At 44.7% G+C, this 17,837-nt stretch carries 17 protein-coding genes; 9 read left to right on the top strand and 8 right to left on the bottom strand.

What is annotated here, in order from left to right:
• The first annotated feature begins 210 nt into the window (after positions 1-210).
• A complete protein-coding gene (locus MBO_RS05920; protein WP_036365490.1) occupies positions 211-627 on the top strand; it encodes an MliC family protein in 417 nt (138 codons plus the stop codon).
• 63 nt (positions 628-690) lie between these two features.
• Here the strand turns inward: MBO_RS05920 and MBO_RS05915 are convergent, their stop codons facing one another.
• Positions 691-1,407, bottom strand: a complete 717-nt coding sequence (locus MBO_RS05915; RefSeq protein ID WP_080702204.1) for a TetR/AcrR family transcriptional regulator — start codon at positions 1,405-1,407, stop codon at positions 691-693.
• A gap of 377 nt (positions 1,408-1,784) precedes the next feature.
• Here MBO_RS05915 and MBO_RS05910 point away from each other — a divergent pair, with 377 nt between their 5' ends.
• Entirely contained in the window at positions 1,785-2,969 is a 1,185-nt protein-coding gene (locus tag MBO_RS05910; RefSeq protein WP_036365487.1) for an acyl-CoA desaturase, read from the top strand.
• A 95-nt stretch (positions 2,970-3,064) separates the two neighbouring features.
• Positions 3,065-4,516: a protein adenylyltransferase SelO family protein gene (locus MBO_RS05905; protein WP_036365484.1), complete on the top strand. Its 1,452-nt coding sequence runs from the start codon at positions 3,065-3,067 to the stop codon at positions 4,514-4,516.
• 39 nt (positions 4,517-4,555) lie between these two features.
• Here MBO_RS05905 and MBO_RS05900 read toward each other — a convergent pair whose 3' ends face one another.
• Positions 4,556-5,080: a hypothetical protein gene (locus MBO_RS05900; protein WP_036365481.1), complete on the bottom strand. Its 525-nt coding sequence runs from the start codon at positions 5,078-5,080 to the stop codon at positions 4,556-4,558.
• A 310-nt stretch (positions 5,081-5,390) separates the two neighbouring features.
• On the opposite strand from MBO_RS05900, the gene ccoS reads away from it, so the two are divergent.
• Both ccoS and MBO_RS05890 read left to right on the top strand, forming a co-directional pair.
• Positions 5,391-5,570, top strand: coding sequence for a cbb3-type cytochrome oxidase assembly protein CcoS (gene ccoS, locus MBO_RS05895; protein WP_036365478.1), 180 nt, complete (start codon positions 5,391-5,393; stop codon positions 5,568-5,570).
• Between the two features lie 31 nt (positions 5,571-5,601).
• Positions 5,602-6,447: a sulfite exporter TauE/SafE family protein gene (locus tag MBO_RS05890; RefSeq protein ID WP_036365475.1), complete on the top strand. Its 846-nt coding sequence runs from the start codon at positions 5,602-5,604 to the stop codon at positions 6,445-6,447.
• Positions 6,448-6,504: 57 nt separating this feature from the next.
• On the opposite strand, the gene gdhA is transcribed toward MBO_RS05890, so the two are convergent.
• The 6 genes from gdhA to MBO_RS05860 all read right to left on the bottom strand — a co-directional run bounded on the left by gdhA (position 6,505) and on the right by MBO_RS05860 (position 13,628).
• Positions 6,505-7,845 carry an NADP-specific glutamate dehydrogenase gene (gdhA, locus tag MBO_RS05885; protein WP_036365470.1) on the bottom strand — a complete coding sequence of 447 codons (1,341 nt, stop codon included), beginning with the start codon at positions 7,843-7,845 and terminating at the stop codon, positions 6,505-6,507.
• Between the two features lie 288 nt (positions 7,846-8,133).
• Positions 8,134-9,582 (bottom strand): peptidase C13 family protein, encoded by a 1,449-nt coding sequence (locus MBO_RS05880; RefSeq protein ID WP_046700243.1) that lies wholly within the window; start codon positions 9,580-9,582, stop codon positions 8,134-8,136.
• 211 nt (positions 9,583-9,793) lie between these two features.
• Positions 9,794-10,831: a tRNA (adenosine(37)-N6)-threonylcarbamoyltransferase complex transferase subunit TsaD gene (tsaD, locus tag MBO_RS05875; protein WP_036365468.1), complete on the bottom strand. Its 1,038-nt coding sequence runs from the start codon at positions 10,829-10,831 to the stop codon at positions 9,794-9,796.
• A 110-nt stretch (positions 10,832-10,941) separates the two neighbouring features.
• Positions 10,942-11,412: a hypothetical protein gene (locus tag MBO_RS05870; RefSeq protein WP_036365464.1), complete on the bottom strand. Its 471-nt coding sequence runs from the start codon at positions 11,410-11,412 to the stop codon at positions 10,942-10,944.
• Positions 11,413-11,582: 170 nt separating this feature from the next.
• Complete coding sequence (locus MBO_RS05865) at positions 11,583-13,358, bottom strand: sodium:solute symporter family protein (protein ID WP_036365461.1); 1,776 nt, start codon at positions 13,356-13,358, stop codon at positions 11,583-11,585.
• A gap of 3 nt (positions 13,359-13,361) precedes the next feature.
• Entirely contained in the window at positions 13,362-13,628 is a 267-nt protein-coding gene (locus MBO_RS05860) for a DUF4212 domain-containing protein (RefSeq protein WP_036365458.1), read from the bottom strand.
• Positions 13,629-13,988: 360 nt separating this feature from the next.
• Here MBO_RS05860 and MBO_RS05855 point away from each other — a divergent pair, with 360 nt between their 5' ends.
• The 4 genes from MBO_RS05855 to MBO_RS05840 all read left to right on the top strand — a co-directional run bounded on the left by MBO_RS05855 (position 13,989) and on the right by MBO_RS05840 (position 17,792).
• The gene (locus MBO_RS05855; RefSeq protein WP_036365456.1) at positions 13,989-14,927 is read left to right on the top strand and encodes a LysR family transcriptional regulator; all 939 of its coding nucleotides are present in this window, start codon (positions 13,989-13,991) and stop codon (positions 14,925-14,927) included.
• A gap of 230 nt (positions 14,928-15,157) precedes the next feature.
• Positions 15,158-16,048 carry a methylisocitrate lyase gene (prpB, locus tag MBO_RS05850; RefSeq protein WP_036365454.1) on the top strand — a complete coding sequence of 297 codons (891 nt, stop codon included), beginning with the start codon at positions 15,158-15,160 and terminating at the stop codon, positions 16,046-16,048.
• A 96-nt stretch (positions 16,049-16,144) separates the two neighbouring features.
• Positions 16,145-17,308: a bifunctional 2-methylcitrate synthase/citrate synthase gene (gene prpC, locus MBO_RS05845; RefSeq protein ID WP_036365451.1), complete on the top strand. Its 1,164-nt coding sequence runs from the start codon at positions 16,145-16,147 to the stop codon at positions 17,306-17,308.
• 76 nt (positions 17,309-17,384) lie between these two features.
• Complete coding sequence (locus MBO_RS05840) at positions 17,385-17,792, top strand: surface-adhesin E family protein (RefSeq protein ID WP_036365448.1); 408 nt, start codon at positions 17,385-17,387, stop codon at positions 17,790-17,792.
• The last annotated feature ends 45 nt before the right edge of the window (positions 17,793-17,837 follow it).

The following is a 17,837-nucleotide window of genomic DNA, read 5'->3' as shown; positions in this document are numbered from 1 at the left end:
AATTAGTATTTAGAATTAATATTTAGAATTAGTATTTAGACCTAAAAGCAAAATATATTTTACTTCTTATCATTTAAGGAAACTATCATGAATAAACTACTGATCGCAAGCGGTATCGTCTCTACCATGGTTATGACAGGTTGTGCAACCAACAACACTTAAGCCGTCGATGGCCATCCACACAGAGAAATACATGACGCTCATAAAGGCATGAAAGACCATCACAAGCATGGTGACAAGCACCACAAGCATAAAGATGGCAAGCGCAAAGGTAATTTGCAAGCCTATCAATGTGAGTCAGACGCAGCCGTTATGGTGCATCAGCTGCCTAGACAAGATAAAGCATTGCTAAAAGTTAATACACCCTCTTGGAATCTAAACGACACTCGTCTTGAGATGATGGCAGCAACCACAGGTTCAGGCGAGCGTTTCGTGAACGAAACCAATCCTACTTCAAAATACGAATGGCACCAAAAAGGCGACATGGGCGTTCTATCTATTACCATCAATGATAAAATTCATTCTCTAAACTGTGAAAAAACAGAGCTTCCGCCACCGCCACATGGCAAACATCCTAAAAAAGACGTGCCCAAACAGACAGTTCAACCTGCCGATAAAGCATCTTAATTGGCATCAATCCCCAAATAAACAAAAGACGCAAAATCATTGCGTCTTTTGTTTATTCTAAATTTAAAACCCTACTGCGCTTTGGTCTTGCATTTCACTGGCGATTGACTGATCTTTTCCCTGTATCAAATTCCCCTTAGTATAGCCATCTGCCGCACCATCATCTCTATCAAGTTCGTCACTTAGCGGGTACAACTTTGGCAAATCAAGCAGCTGCTTGACGAACGCATATTTTAAAGTCTCACGACTACCAAGGTATCTTTGATAGAAGCTAGAATTAAGCAGTCCCGCCCCACCCTGTCCGATCGCCCAAATGCTCGCCATATAATCTCGTACGGTCATGGCACTCTGCTGTTCATTCAGATAAGTCTCTGCAATCTCAAGCATACATTTCATTCGCTCGCGTCGGATTTGGTACAATTCTGCAAAAATCTTATTCAGCCCGGATGATGTGCTGGCAAGTCGCTCCTCGATGTGATTAAACAGCATTGCACGCTGCGGCAGCCTTAATTGCTGAAGGACCATCCGCGCAACACCCGCACCCGCACCATCGGCGGTCTTGTTCATCATAAATAATTTATGCTCATGATGAATTAAGATTCTAAGCAAAAGCTCATCCTTACTGGCGAAGTGCTTATAAAGCGTCCCTTTCGCCAAATCAAGATGCTGCGCAAGACTGTCTAACGTCAAATCGCCCTCTCCTGACTCCAAAATCAGCTGTTCAGCGGTCTGTAAAATCTTAGATTCTCTTATTTCAAATAGTTCTTTACGGCTTGACATAGTTATCCTTAGAGCCTTTTAGCACTTGCCAAAAATCTCAAATTCAGGCAAACTGTGCAAATCTTCATGCAAAAATTAAGAAAAGTATAACAAACAACCCCACTGAAAACAGCATTTTTTCTTGTCAAACTAGTAAAATTTGTCGGAAAACAACCCAAAATTTACTGCAATCAACTCAAAATCTGCACAGACAAACAGGGGATAAAAATAGTTACAAAGTTTTAATGAATTTGCGTGAATAAATGTTCACTTTTGAATTTTTTTAAGCTACAATAGGCTTCATAAGAATATCAACGTTTTAACTACTTTATTATTTAAATAAGAACGCCTAGACTCATCTAGTTCATTGACTTATTTTTGACCAACAGGAAACTGACATGAGTGTCGAAAGAAACCCTCAAGCCTTTGAAAATGTGCCCATCAACTGGGTGCCTGCCATCGTGCTACTTTCTACGCCATTACTTGCCATCGTACTTGTACCTTGGTATCTGTGGACGCATGGCGTTAACCCTGCTGTCTGGACTGCCTTTGCGTTTTTTATGGCGTGGACAGGCCTATCTATCACGGCAGGCTATCACCGTCTATGGGCGCATAAGTCCTACGAAGCTCATCCGATCATCAAATACTTCTTGCTGCTCGGCGCAACGTTGGCCGTGCAGAGCTCAGCATTTGATTGGTGCTCTGGACACCGTACGCATCACCGTCATGTCGATGACGAATATGATGACCCGTACTCTGCCAAGCGTGGTTTTTGGTTTAGTCACATGGACTGGATGCTACACAAATATCCAAGCGGTCAATACGACTACAAGAACATCCCGGATCTAAAAAAAGACAAAGTGCTACAACTACAGCATAAATACTATGGCATTTGGGTCATTGTGACCAACGTCGTGGTTGTTGGTTTAGCGGGTCTTTTGACGGGTGATATGCTGGGTACGTTCCTAATTGCAGGTCTGCTGCGCATGGTACTAACGCATCATTTCACGTTCTTTATCAACTCACTGTGCCACATGTTCGGCACTCGCCCATATACTGACGAGAACACCGCACGCGACAACCCAATCCTTGCGATCTTTACTTGGGGCGAAGGCTATCACAACTACCATCACTATTTTCAATACGACTATCGCAATGGCGTTAAATGGTGGCAGTATGACCCAACCAAATGGTTCATCGGCTTACTACATAAAGTCGGTCTTGCCAGAGAACTAAAACGCGTTGATGATGTTACCATCAAGCACGCTGAAGTTACCATGCAGTTTAAACGTGCGCAAGAGCGCATTGCCAAAGGCGAAGAGATGACTTTAGATGAGCGTTTCATGGCATTCAAAGACCGCATCAGCGCAGAATACGAAGCATTCACTCAGACGGTGGAAGAATGGCACGCCCTAAAGGCTAAATCAGTCGAATTAAAGCGTACCGAGTTCGCCAATCGCCTACACGAAGCTGATGAGAAGCTAAAAGAACAATTCGCCCAAGTCGAGGCTAAGATTCTAGCGCACGGTGAACGCATCAAAAATGCTTACCTACAGCTAAAAGGCAAATCAACCCAAGGCTAAGACATAATAAGTTAAGCACTTTTCTCCACACCCTTCGCCATGTTGCGGAGGGTTTTTTTATGCTACAATCTCATCAAACCCCAAAGAAGAAACTCATGAATCATCAGCACAGTTATCTTACCGTCAATCCCAGACTTTATCATAAACAAAGCGCACTCCCATTGGACAACCCAAAGCTTGCGCATTTCAATCATGCGCTACACCAGAGCATGAGCGGCCTTCCCTTTGATGCGCTGGATTGGCAAAGAATCATTGGCGCAGATAACGATGCCTTTCCTGAAGGATTTGAACCGCTTGCCATGGTCTATGCAGGACATCAGTTCGGGCAATGGGCAGGCCAGCTTGGAGATGGTCGTGGTTTATTGCTCACCCAGATCATCGACAAACAAGGCAAATTAACCGATTTGCATTTAAAAGGCGCAGGCAAGACACCCTTCTCCCGATTCGGAGATGGTCGTGCGATGATTGCCAGTACGGTTCGTGAATATCTATGCGGTCATGCCTTGTCCAGTCTAGGCATTGCCAGCTCCAATGCGCTTGGCTTCGTGGTGTCAGACACCCTAATCGCTCGCAATCAAATGGAGCGTGCTGCTGCCCTACTGCGCACCAGCGATTGTCATGTGCGACTTGGTCATTTTGAATGGATTGCTGTGTATGCGCCCGAGCTTTTGGGCGAATTTACTTATCAGATGATGGATATTTATTATCCAGAAGTGGGTAATGACATCAATAAATTCTTGCATGCAGTCTGTCAAAACACCGCAAAACTCATCGCAAGCTGGCAGTTGATCGGGTTTAGCCATGGCGTCATGAATACGGACAATCTAAATATTACAGGCTCAACATTGGACTTTGGACCATTTGGCATGATGGAGAGATTCAATCCGACGTGGATTAACAACCATTCTGATCATCACGGGCGTTACACTTATCAGAATCAGCCCACCATCGGGCATTGGAATCTACAAAAGTGGTTGTCTTGTTTTAGCTTACTATCCGTGCAGCACGATGTGATGTTGGCATGTCTAGAAGACTATGAGGTAACCCTCCATCAGCATTATGATAAAGGCATCTGCCAAAAAATTGGTCTGGATTCATCACATGCTGGCGCGGCAGACTTGGCATATGAATTTGTTGGCTTGTTAAAGACTTATGAGCTGGACTATACCAACAGTTTTCGCGCTTTGATTGGCGTACTATCAGATGATGAGCATCGGTATGAGCAGGGTTTATTTCATCAATTAACCCAAGAGATCAGCGCACAAGGCGGAATCGAGAGATGGCAAAATTGGCAAGCGCGCTATATCACCACCATAACGAATGCTCAGCAATCCATCGATCTCATGAAAAGAACCAATCCAATCTACATCCTGCGTAACACCATGGCAGAATACGCCATTCAAGGCGCCCTAGAGGATGATTTTACAGAAGTATCCAGATTATTTGATTTGCTGGCAAATCCATTTAAATTACAGTCTATCGCCACGAATGAGGACATCGCACCCACCGACAGACGTGCCATGACGCCAATTAGCTGCATGTCTTAGAATAGGTAGAATGAAAAGAATGAAGATAGCAATATCGTGCTAGTCTGACGGCACAAGGCGAATGGTGTCTTGAACTGCGATGATGTGCAGCTCATCGCCACTACGTTCAAAGGCATAGACATCGATTAAGATCCACATGATGGTATCAATGAGCTCGCTGCTGCAATCACCGCCCTGTCTGGTAGAGTTATCTATCGATAGGCGCTCATTAGAGACGTCATGTATATTTAAATCCACCAAGATACGCTCGCAGTCATCATAAAATTCGCCCTGACCACGATTAAAATCGTGCAAATCCAAAACCAATTTACTTGTCACAGGCCGATCATTGATGCTGATGACCTGCCATTTTTTTGCGATGAACTGTTCTGTGGCTCTTGTCTTGCCGATGGCGATGGCTGAGCTGGGCGATGCAGAAATGGGCTTGTTGCTTATTTTCGATTCGTCGCTACCTTTGGGCGGCTGCTCGCTGCACCCAACGAAAAATAGCACCGATACCAAAAGCACGGCGCTTTTATTTAATCTCTGAGTAGCTAGTAAATCGGTATTATATTTAAATCGCATAAAGCATCATGTAATTTTACATCCGGCTGGGCTTATACTTTGCTTATTAATCACTTTTATAAGTTTAGTATTGCGTATTTTGAGATTAAACACAATGCAAAAAGCAGGTAATTTGGTTGTATTTTTGTAGTTTGGGTATTGGCTGGCGAATTATAGTATAATAAGCAAATCACTTGAACATTCTTTTCATTCACCCTTTAACATCCATCATGTTATAATGGTTCGTTTCGGATTTTCCTGTATCGATCTTTCTTATGGCTTATACATCAGCCAAGATAAGCAGGATTGACAATCATTCTAAGGAATACACATGCTTAGCATCTATCTACTCATTCCTTTGAGTCTCATGTTGTTCGTGGTGGCGATTTGGGCGATTTGGTATGCCGTCAAATCCAATCAATTTGAAGATCTGGACAATGCACCAGAGCAGATCATCCTAGACGACAGACAAGAGCGTCGCAAAATCCTAAAAAAAGATTCACAAAAATAACATACCAGCTTTTGCCAGTATGGAGGTAATTATGACAGCTTCTTTATTAATCGCAGCGCTTGCCATGGGTTTTTTCGGCTCGCCGCACTGCCTAGGAATGTGTGGTGGCATCGTTGCTGCCTTTGGCATCTCAATGAAGAATCTTACGCCTGCCAAACGAAAAACGCTCATCGCCACTTATCACCTTGGCAGGCTGCTAAGCTACATGGCTCTTGGCGTACTGGCTACGATTGTTGGCAGCACGGTGATTGCGCCATTTCTAACCAATAACGCTTTGCCGCGCATTCTTTTGGGTGGAGCGCTGATTTTTGCAGCGCTGCTGATGCTTGGCGTGCCATTTCTGACTCGTCTTGAGAAATTGGGCTTGGGTCTTTGGAATAAGCTTGCGCCCGTCCGCCAGAAAGTTCTACCAATTGATAGCATTCCTAAGGCGCTTGGCGCGGGTATATTATGGGGGCTTCTGCCATGCGGATTGGTCTATGGTGCATTGGTGATGGCTGTTAGCGTGTCAGCAGCACAGATTAGCCCACTGTCAGGGTCTGCCTTCATGCTGTTTTTTGGTCTTGGTACGCTGCCCATGCTCATCGCTACTGACACCATGATCGTATGGCTTCAAAAGACGGTTAGTAAGTTCAACTTACGTAAGTTTAGCGGCGCGCTGATGCTCATCTCTGGTCTGGCTGTTGCATTATCCCCCACCGTCATGCACATGATGCACGGACACGGCTCTCATGATTCTCACGGTCATCATGCACATGGTCACATACATCATGAAGATTCTCATGATCATTCGCACATGCAGCATGACCATAGCAATCACAACCATGACCACAGCACTCATCAACATCACGATCATCAAGAACATAACCATCATTAAATTTAACAATAAAAAAATCCGCTCATCGTTGAGCGGATTTTTTAGGGTTTATAGATGTTATAGGATACCGTAAGCCACCAATGCGTTCGCTACTTGAACGAAACCTGCTACGTTAGCACCAGTCATGTAGTCCACGGCGTCTTTGGTAGTGCCGTATTTCTCAGCAGCTGCTTTTGAATTGTCGTGGATGTTTTTCATGATGTTTTGTAGTTTTTCATCAAGCTCTGCAAAAGTCTTGTATTGGCGTACTGAGTTTTGGCTCATTTCTAGGCCAGATACCGCAACACCACCAGCGTTCGCAGCTTTACCAGGTGCGTATGCTACGCCATTGTCGCGTACCACATCGATCGCTTCAGCAGTCAATGGCATGTTCGCGCCTTCTGCGACGTATTTTACGCCATGCTTAACCAAAGCTTTAGCGTTTTCAGCATCAACTTCGTTTTGGGTAGCGCAAGGTAGAGCTACTTCTGCATCGAACTGCCATGGCTTTTGACCTTCAAGCCACTCGCCGCCAAATTCTTTCACGTAGTCTGCCAATGCTTTGCCTTTGGCTTTGTGATCTTTTACCCAGTTGATTTTTTCTTGGGTGAAACCGTCGTGATCAACCAAAGTACCTTTAGAGTCAGAGAAAGTGATTACTTTACCGCCTAGGTGTAGTACTTTTTCGGCAGCGTATTGAGCCACGTTACCTGCACCTGATACTAGAACAGTCTTGCCAACTAGGTTGTCGTTGTTCACTTTTAGCATGTTGTCAAGGAAGTAAACCAAGCCATAGCCAGTCGCTTCGGTACGGATCAATGAACCACCGTGACCAACGCCTTTACCAGTCAATACACCTTCAAACTCACGAGTTAAGTTCTTGTACATGGCGAACATGTAATTCACTTCACGACCGCCAACACCGATGTCACCTGCTGGTACATCCATGTCTTTGCCGATGTTTTTGTGTAGCTCGCGCATGAATGCGTAGCAGAAACGGCGGATTTCAGCTTCTGATTTGCCTTTAGGATCGAAGTCCGAACCACCTTTAGCACCGCCCATAGGTAGGCCAGTTAGTGCGTTTTTGAAAATTTGTTCGAAACCTAGGAATTTTAGGGTGCCTTCAGTGACAGTTGGGTGGAAGCGGATGCCGCCTTTGTATGGGCCGATGGCGTTGCTGAATTGAACACGCCAGCCGCGGTTAACCTCTACTTCACCTTTGTCATTTTCCCAGTTTACACGGAAACCGATGATGCGATCAGGCTCGCACAGACGCTCAAACACGCGATACTCTTCAAACTTAGGATTGTTGGCATACACCTTATCAATGGTCAGCGCAACTTCTTTTACCGCTTGAATGAATTCTGGTTGGTGAGCGTAGTTTTTTTCTACTTTTTCGATGGCAGACTGGATGGTCATGGCAGATTCCTTAAGTTAGGTGGGTTAAAAGCGAATGGTATCAATCGATGAAATTAATCATATCAGGTGATATATTCATAAGCAAATACAATATAATAAAAAATGGTCAAAATTGCAAACATTATTCAATATTTTTTATTCATATATTATAAATTATGATATATAACACCCTATCAATCAGTTTTAACAAATATATCCTTTTATGATTTCAATCAGATGACAACCTTCACACAAAAAAACACCCCTGATCGTCAGGGGTGTTTACATAAATATTCAATAAATACTCTATCACGGAGATGCACTTTCAACATGGCTAAATGTCGGCATATCAATTATGGGATTGGTTGCGTGATGGAATAGAGCCTTCTCTAACTCGGGTAAGGCGCTTTGCATCATCGCACCCACCACCATCTGCGGCTCTGATGGCTCAAACCCCATCAATGCCTCACGCTCACCAACACGGCGGCGCGCTTGGTTAAACGCGCCTGTTAGCGTGGTCTGTTCGCGCATGCTCTCAGAAAAGAACGCACGCCCAAAATAAGTCATGTCAGCATCATTACTACAGCCAAAAGACGCTCTATCGGCACGGCTTGCGGTGATGATGGCTGTGGTCGGACTTGATAAAGCCTGAATGAATGCGCCTGAATAGCAAGACGATACCACAATGACTCGCCAACGAATGCCTGATGCATCCAACGCCCCGCGCAGCCACACGGGGTCGATCGGATCGAGCGTCAATGGCGGATTGGTCATGACCAGATCGCCCAAGATACTGCCCGACTCATCCACCGCGCCGTGAGAGCTGAGCGTTAAGAACAGCGCATCTTCGTCCACATCCATGCGATTGCCAACCGCCTTTAGCGTCTCAGCCAGACTCGTACGACTGGCGATCGGATATTCATCCCAAGTATGTGCGTTATTAATGAGTGATACGGAGCGATCTTTTGCACCGAATCTGGCATCGAACAGCTGCGCCGCTTGCTCGATTTCACTGGCGAATACATTTTGCTCAGCATAGCCTGCCACACCGACAAAATACCATTCATGTTTGCCTTTGACGCTCTTAGCAACACCATCCAAGCTTTGTCCCAGTAACGCTGATTGTTTATAAAACTGACGCTCAGATAGCGTTGGCGCGACATTATTTACCTTAAAAATCGGCTGGTCAGCGACGTTTCTTTGCCACACGACAAGCAGCAACACCGCACCGCCAATCATCAAAAGACGCTCCCACCACGGCCAATGCAGCTTCTTGGCGAAAATCCACAACAAAGATGCCGTCTGCCACACAAATAAAAACGTGAAAAGACCGGGCAAGATGCCATACAAAAACGACGGTAGCCACCCCTTAATGTCCAGATACTGAATGCCGCTTTGGATAAGCACCAACATGGTATCAGCAGCAAGCCATAAAATCACCGGCACAAAGAGCAGCGAATAATTCATCGTACGCTTCGCCAAGATGATGCCCGCCACCAAAATAATCACCGGCCATATCAAATAACTGATCAGCCCCTGCTCATTAAAATAGCTGCCGCCCTGCGCTGACAAATAAGCAAACAAAATATTCGCACCAAGCGCCGCTAATAAAAAAACCGCAAACTGCCCAAAGGTCGGCTTAACGGATGTAAAAGCGCGAGCATTACCGCCCAGCATTTGTAGGGCAGCTTTGATGTTTGCAATGAAATTGGCAGAGAATCTGGGTAAGGATTCGATCTTTAGGGATGATAATGGCAAAGTGAGCTCTTTTTGTTGTTATGTTGTGAACAGTTATTTTCTCAAAATAGCACCCATCGCGCAAGATAAATTTATCAGCCTTTAATTCACATCGGCACTCATCAATATCAATATAAAATCTGTGATGGGGAAGTAAAGCATTTAATCGACATATTGGGTGCATAAGCTCAATATGTCGATTACGATGATATAGATGGAATTATATTAGCCGTCACGCACTGGTGAAGTTTAAGGTCTGCATGTCCCATCTTGGTACACACGTTACAGACAAATCATCGCTCTGACCCGCCTGCAATCGACAAAATCCCGCATAAGCGATCATCGCACCATTATCCGTGCACAGCTCTTTTGGGGCGTAGTGTACTTTGGCGTTTAGCTTGGCAAGTTCACGTCCCAAACTCTCTTTAAGTTCAGTATTGGCAGAGACACCGCCGGCAATGACGAGTCGCTTTAGGCCTGTTTGCTTGAGCGCGCGAACGCATTTTTTGACCAAAGTATCCACAACCGCATGCTGGAAACTCGCTGCGATGTTGGCACGCACCACAGGATCTAAATCAGAGTTCGGCGTATCTTTGATAAGATTATGCACGGCCGTCTTCATGCCACTAAAAGAAAAATCAAGCCCTTTGTGCAGCATTGGGCGCGGCAGTTGATAGGCGTTCTTATCGCCACCCTCAGCCAAACGTGCAACGTTCGGCCCGCCCGGATAAGGCAGATTTAGCATCTTGGCCGCTTTATCAAAGCACTCACCCGCCGCATCATCGATGGATTCGCCTAATATTTCGTATTGTCCAACAGCATCGGCACGCACCAGCATCGTATGCCCGCCCGACACAAGCAAACACACGAAAGGAAATGCCACATCCTCGCCCAATAAAGGCGCAAGCAGATGCCCTTCCATGTGATGCACACCGATGGCAGGCACGCCAAGCCCATAAGCCAAAGTACGACCAAACAGCGCGCCCGTCATCAGCGCACCGATCAGCCCCGGCCCTTTGGTATAAGCCACCGCATCGATGTCAGATTTCTCAACGCCTGCCTCATGAAGCAACTCATTCAACAACGGAACCAGCTTACGGATATGATCGCGGCTGGCAAGCTCGGGCACAACCCCACCATAAGTGGCGTGCAGCTCGATTTGACTGTATAGCACCTGTGCAAGCACCCCGCCACGACCGTCATTCATCTGACTGTCATAGATGGCAAGCCCTGTCTCATCACAGGAAGTCTCTAAGCCTAATACTTTCATAAGTCTCTTTGTTTTACAATTTTGATTATTATAGCATTTTTCTGGATGATTTTTGATAACAGCGAAATAAACAAAACCACCCAAAAGGCGGCTTATTTATCAAGAAATAACTATTGGCAAACAGCGCGAACGATGTCTTCTGTCATCGGCGTCTGACCCCAATTCGGTGATTGACTAAAATCCGATTGTAATTTACTTTGACAATCTACCAAGATCGGTGCATGATGTGCCGCCATTCGCCGTTCAAAAAAATACAGGTTCGCACGCTTAACATTGCCAGCTTCGGCGTTCTCGCTAGGCTCGACTGCAACGAAGTGCAAGATTGGCGCGCGAAAATATGACCACGGCTTGTAAAATGCAGGATCGGCATGGGTTGCCACCACACTCACACCATCAGGCAGACGGCTCCTGGTATGATCGAACCAAGTATATTCGCTATAAATCTGAAAACCAAGCATTCCAAGTCCAGCCGCAGCAGGTACAATCCAACGTGGTAGCTTTTTAAATAGCAGCCTAAAAGACAGCGCAATCCCTGCCGCCATAAATCCTGCCAAAATGGTCGCAATCAATTCCCAAAACATTCAACAATCCTTTTGTTATAATCATTAAACAAAATCAGGCTAACTATATCATAAAGGCATCGCATTTTATAGTTAAATTTCGCATTTTATTCATATAAATTTCTTTTATTATCAATTACTTAAAAATAAAAAATGCAGACACTAGGTCTGCATTTTTGTTAGATTGACGATTAGTGATCGATTGCTGCGCCTGCGCCCTTTGGATAGCGTACGCTTTCAACCAGATCTTGGATCTCTTGTGGTGGTGGCGCAGTCATGTAGGATACTGCAAATGCTACCACGAAGTTGATCAGAGCACCGATCGGACCGAAGCCTAGTGGGCTAATACCCATGATCCAGCCTGATGAGTCATCAACAAGCATATTCGTACCTGGGATGAAGAACCAGCCTTTGAACAAGAAGATGTACACACAAGTTACGATCAAGCCTGCAAGCATACCAGCTACCGCGCCTTTGTTGTTGATGCGTTTTGAGAAGATACCCATCATCAAGGCAGGGAACAGAGACGAACCTGCGATACCGAATGCCAAGGCGACTGTCTGTGCAGCGAAACCAGGAGGGTTCATGCCAAGCCAAGTTGCAATGGCGATCGCAACAATCATCGAAACACGAGCCGCTGTCAATTCACCTTTATCAGAAATCTCAGGTTTCAAGATTTTCTTGATCAAGTCATGCGAGATGGCTGATGAGATGGCCAGTAGCAAGCCTGCAGCGGTAGATAGTGCTGCCGCGATACCGCCTGCAGCGATCAGACCAATAACCCAAGGTGGCAGGTTGGCAATCTCAGGGTTAGCTAAGACCATGATGTCATTGTTTACATCCAGTTCGTTGCCTTGTAAACCTTGCTGAGCGGCGGCAGCGTTGAACGCTTCGTCTTTTGACTTGTCATTGTAGTAGTTGATCTTACCATCACCGTTTTTGTCTTCGAATTTTAGAAGGCCAGTTTGTTCCCAGTTCTTCATCCATTCTGGACGTGCTTCATAATCAATCGGTGCAGAAGTTGTGCCATTTGGATACACAGTATCAACCAGGTTCATGCGAGACATCGTACCTACTGCAGGTGCTGCAGTGTATAGCAATGCGATGAATACCAGTGTCCAACCTGCTGATGAACGCGCATCAGATACCTTATTAACCGTGAAGAAGCGGATGATAACGTGAGGCAGACCTGCAGTACCAATCATTAGCGACAAGGTTAATAAGAACATGTTTAGCTTATCAGGAACATCAGCAGTATAAGCTGCAAACCCCAAATCAGTAATCAAGCTATCAAGCTTAGATAGCATGGTTGCGCCACTTTCTAGATCAGTACCGAACAGGCCTAACTGCGGGATTGGGTTGCCAGTGATGTTCATTGAGATGAAGATTGCAGGAATGATATACGCAATCATCAATACCACATACTGAGCTACCTGAGTATAGGTAATGCCCTTCATGCCGCCTAGTACCGCATAGAACAGTACTACGACTGCTGCGATGATCAGACCTGTATTCTTATCAACTTCCAAAAAGCGAGAGAAAGCCACGCCTGCCCCTGTCATCTGTCCGATAACATAAGTGGTACATGCCAAAATCAAGCACACAACAGCGATCAGACGTGCACTCTTAGAGTAGAAGCGATCGCCGATGAAGTCAGGCACGGTGAACTTACCGAACTTACGCAGATAAGGAGCTAGCAATAACGCCAGTAGTACGAAACCACCTGTCCAGCCCATTAGATAAGCAGAAGCAGCATAGCCACCCATGGCGATCATACCCGCCATCGAGATGAATGACGCCGCGCTCATCCAGTCAGCGCCTGTAGCCATGCCGTTGACGACAGGGTGAACACCGCCGCCTGCAACGTAGAATTCTTTGGTCGAGCCTGCACGCGCCCAAATCGCGATACCGAAGTACAGCAGGAACGATGCGCCAACGAAAATTAGGTTAATTGCAAATTGACTCATGGCTTACTCCTCCTCTACGCCGTATTCTTTATCAAGGCGATTCATGCGCCAAGCATAGAAGAAAATGAGTGCGACAAAGGTAAGAATAGCGCCTTGCTGACCAAAAAATAGTCCAAGGTCTGTACCCATGAAAGTGATGCCCATTAATGCAGGGCGAAGAAGAACGGCGAAACCCAGCGAGCAGACTGCCCACACAATCAAACAACCAATAATAATACGAACGTTGGCTTTCCAGTAGCCAGAGACGTCTTTATCTGTACCATGTGACATGGCGACCTCCTTGTAAATTGCATAAGCAATTTAAAATACACTTCCCTAATAAAATCCTTTTAAGACTTTAATGTCCTAAAAATCTACCACTCAAAATCTTATTAAGAAAGCAGACCTAGTTATTAAAATTCCATAACATCCAGCCGATACGCAAGAGATTTACTCATACAAATCAGCCAGTGAATCGCATAATAGCATAATTTTTTAGCTTTTCAAGTACTTTTGCAAAAATTTTAGAATTTTTTTTAACTTATTTGCAACAATATAGCAACCTAAATTGCAAACTTAAACCACTTGTCAAAAGACCTTTCCACTCCACCGCTTTTATGCTACTCTACACACTCATCATGGAGTTTTTAAATGGATTTGCATCAGCTAAGCGCCTTTATGCACATTGCCCAGACGGGCAATTTTAGCCAATCTGCCAAAGCCCTAAATATGTCGCAGCCGACCCTTTCTCGGCACATTGCCCAGCTTGAGCAGGCATTGGGGCAGACGCTCATTCATCGCACGCACCGTCCAATGACGCTCACGCCAGCAGGGACTTTCTTTTATCAGCACGCCCAAAAAAGCGTCAATGAATTAAACGAACTCATCACCCTTACCCAAAACTTTGGCAAATCGCCCACAGATACGCTCACGATTGGGTTTGTGGCATCTATCTTGTATGGGCTTTTGCCTGATGTGATTGGCGAATTAAAAAGCAAATTGCCAAATCTTACCATCAAACTTTTGGAAGTTGGCTCAAATGAACAGCCCACCGCTCTTAAAGCAGGACAGATTGATGTGGGCTTTGGGCGACTTATGTCGTCTGATGCATTCATTCGCCAGACTTTTTTAAGGCACGAAAAGCTGATGGTCGCTTTGCCTTGCCAGCATAAACTTGCGACCAAAAAGTCGTTGTCTTTTTCGGTATTGGCTGATGAAATGCTGATTTTGTATCATCGCACACCCTTGATTCTTGGCGAAGGAAAGACGCTAGATCCCCTACTTCGTCTATTTCACGAACGCCATCTTTATCCGACACACACCCAAAAAGCCAGCGACATTCAGATTGCCTTAGGCTTAGTATCAGCAGGCGAGGGCATTACGCTTGTGCCGATGAGCCTAAAAGGCGTGCGTCGTGAGCAGATCGCCTATGTGCCGCTAGAATCGCCTGATGCGACTTTTCCGATTTATCTAAATACGCTTAACAATACAGAACAGCTCAACCCCAACATTCACGCCTTGCTTGATGCCACTTATGCGGTGTATCAAGCCAAAAACATTGAACATCAGCCATACTCCGCCAATTTGTAACTAAATATTTCAAAAATATCGCCCATCATTGATATTTTGCATATATTTTGGCGAAATTATCCAAAAATTGACGATAAGTATTCACTTTTTGAATACTTATCTTTTTGGCAATGGTTTGACGATTTTATACAAAGATTTGACTATGGCGTTTAGTTAAAATTGCCGTTATACTAAAAATTAATCAATCAGTTTACCTTCATTCACTCACAGCCAACTTAAGGATAATAGCAATGAGTATTTCAGCAGGTCGCCGTTTTCGTGATGCCATCAATAGCGAAAAAGCAAACGGTCGCCCCCTTCAAATCGTCGGCACAATCAATGCCTATACTGCCATGATGGCAACAGAGGTAGGACACAAAGCCATTTATTTATCTGGTGGCGGTGTTGCCAATGCGTCTTTTGGTTTGCCTGATTTAGGTATGACCAGTCTAAATGATGTTTTGACTGACGCTACACGCATTACCAATGCTGTGGACACGCCACTTTTGGTGGATATTGACACAGGTTGGGGAGGTGCATTCAACATCGCTCAAACCATTAAACAAATGCAAAAAGCAGGGGTTGCTGCCGTGCATATTGAAGATCAAGTCGCTCAAAAGCGTTGTGGGCATAGACCAAATAAGGAAATTGTTAGCACTGCTGAAATGGTGGATAGAATCAAAGCCGCCCTAGATGCCAAGACTGACCCTGATTTTGTGGTGATGGCTCGCACTGATGCCTTAGCGGTAGAGGGCTTAGACGCTGCTGTCGAGCGGGCGGTCGCCTTTGCCGAAGCAGGTGCTGATATGATTTTTGCCGAAGCGCTTACCGATATTGAGCAGTATCGTAAATTTACCGATGTATTAGACATTCCTGTTTTGGCAAATATGACAGAGTTTGGACAAACTGACTTATACACCACCGAGCAGTTATTTAATGTCGGTGTCGATATGGTGCTTTATCCGCTCTCGGCATTCCGTGCAATGAATAAAGCTGCACTCAATGTGTATCAAACGCTAAAAGATGATGGCGTACAAACAGCTGTATTGGATACGATGCAAACGCGTATGGAATTGTACGATTTTCTCAATTATCACGCTTTTGAACAAAAGCTAGATGAATTGTTTAAAAAAGGCAAATAATCATCGGCTCAGTCCAAAGAATCACACGCCAGCATCAGCCTAATTTGCCAATGCCAGCACAATCAAAAAACCACTGTCAAACAAAAGGAGTTTATCATGACAGACGCTCAAACCCTACCACAAACCCCCAACTTTAAGCCCAAAAAATCAGTCGCCCTAAGCGGACAAATTGCAGGCAATACCGCCCTTTGTACGGTTGGTAAATCGGGCAATGATTTGCATTATCGTGGTTATGATATTTTGGATTTGGCGAATAACTGCGAATATGAAGAAATCGCTCATCTTTTAATTCACGGACATTTGCCAAACCGCTATGAGTTAATTGCCTATAAGCAAAAATTAAAATCAATGCGTGGTTTGCCAATTCGTGTGATTGAAGTCCTAGAAAGTCTGCCCGCCCACACGCACCCAATGGATGTGATGCGTACAGGCGTATCAATGCTTGGCTGTGTGCATCCAGAACGAGAAAGCCAGCCTGCATCAGAAGCGCGTGACATCGCTGATAAGCTCATCGCAAGCTTGGGCTCTATCCTGCTCTATTGGTATCAATACAGCCACAACGGTAAACGCATCTTAGTAGAGAGCGAAGAAGGCTCCATCGGTGGGCATTTCTTGCACCTACTGCACGGCAAGCGTCCCTCCGACAGCCACATCAAAGCGATGCACATCAGCCTAATCCTGTATGCCGAGCATGAGTTTAATGCATCCACCTTTACCAGCCGTGTCATTGCTGGTACGGGCTCGGACATCTATTCGTGCATCACAGGCTCTATCGGAGCATTAAAAGGTCCTAAGCACGGCGGTGCTAACGAAGTAGCTTATGACATCCAAAAACGCTATCGCAATGCTGATGATGCCGAAGCGGATATTCGTGAGCGTATCGCCAAAAAAGAGATTATCATCGGCTTTGGACACCCTGTTTATACCATCTCTGACCCCCGTAATGTGGTGATTAAACAAGTCGCCAAAGATTTAAGTGAAGAAACAGGCGATATGCGACTCTTTGATATTGCCGAGCGATTAGAGACGGTAATGTGGGACGAGAAAAAAATGTTCCCGAATTTGGATTGGTTCTCTGCCGTGTCTTATCAAAAAATGGGTGTGCCAACGGCAATGTTTACCCCGCTTTTTGTAATGGCTCGATGTGCAGGTTGGGCGGCTCATATTTTGGAACAGAGAGCGGACGGTAAAATTATCCGCCCAAGTGCCAATTATACTGGCCCTGAAAATTTAAAATTTGTGCCGATGAATGAGCGGTAATTAAAATAAGACAAGGGCATATTTTATAGGTAAAATGTGCCCTTGTTTTTTAAAAATTTTTTAATAGGGTATTTTTATGAACTTTCATAAAGCAATTGTTGTAATTTTATTCTTATTCCCTAATTTTGCCTTTTCTCAAAATTGGATGCAATTACCAGCAGAATATCCAGATGAAAAAGCAATTTATATTGATACAGACAATATTAAAAAGAGCAATCCAAATCAAGTAATTTATAATTTAAAAAGGAAATACAATAGCCCACAACAATTTGACGAACATCAGCAATACCATTCTCAAATTTTAACCATTAAAGTAAATTGCAAAACTAAAAAAATTGCCGTTTTGCAAGTAAACTTCTACGATAAAAATAATTTAGTCATTTACCGACATCAAACCAAAAAAGCAGTATGGCAAGACATTGGCAAAGAACCCGCCATCAATGCACGCTTTAATTTTGTTTGCAATTATGGCAAATCGTCGTAGGTTGAGTTAGCAATAGCGTAACCCAACATTTAAAATCCGTCATTT

The organism is Moraxella bovoculi 237, assembly GCF_000696305.2.
In the GTDB taxonomy this organism is placed as follows: Bacteria; Pseudomonadota; Gammaproteobacteria; order Pseudomonadales; family Moraxellaceae; genus Moraxella; species Moraxella bovoculi.
This window is presented reverse-complemented; position numbering and strand designations above follow the sequence as displayed.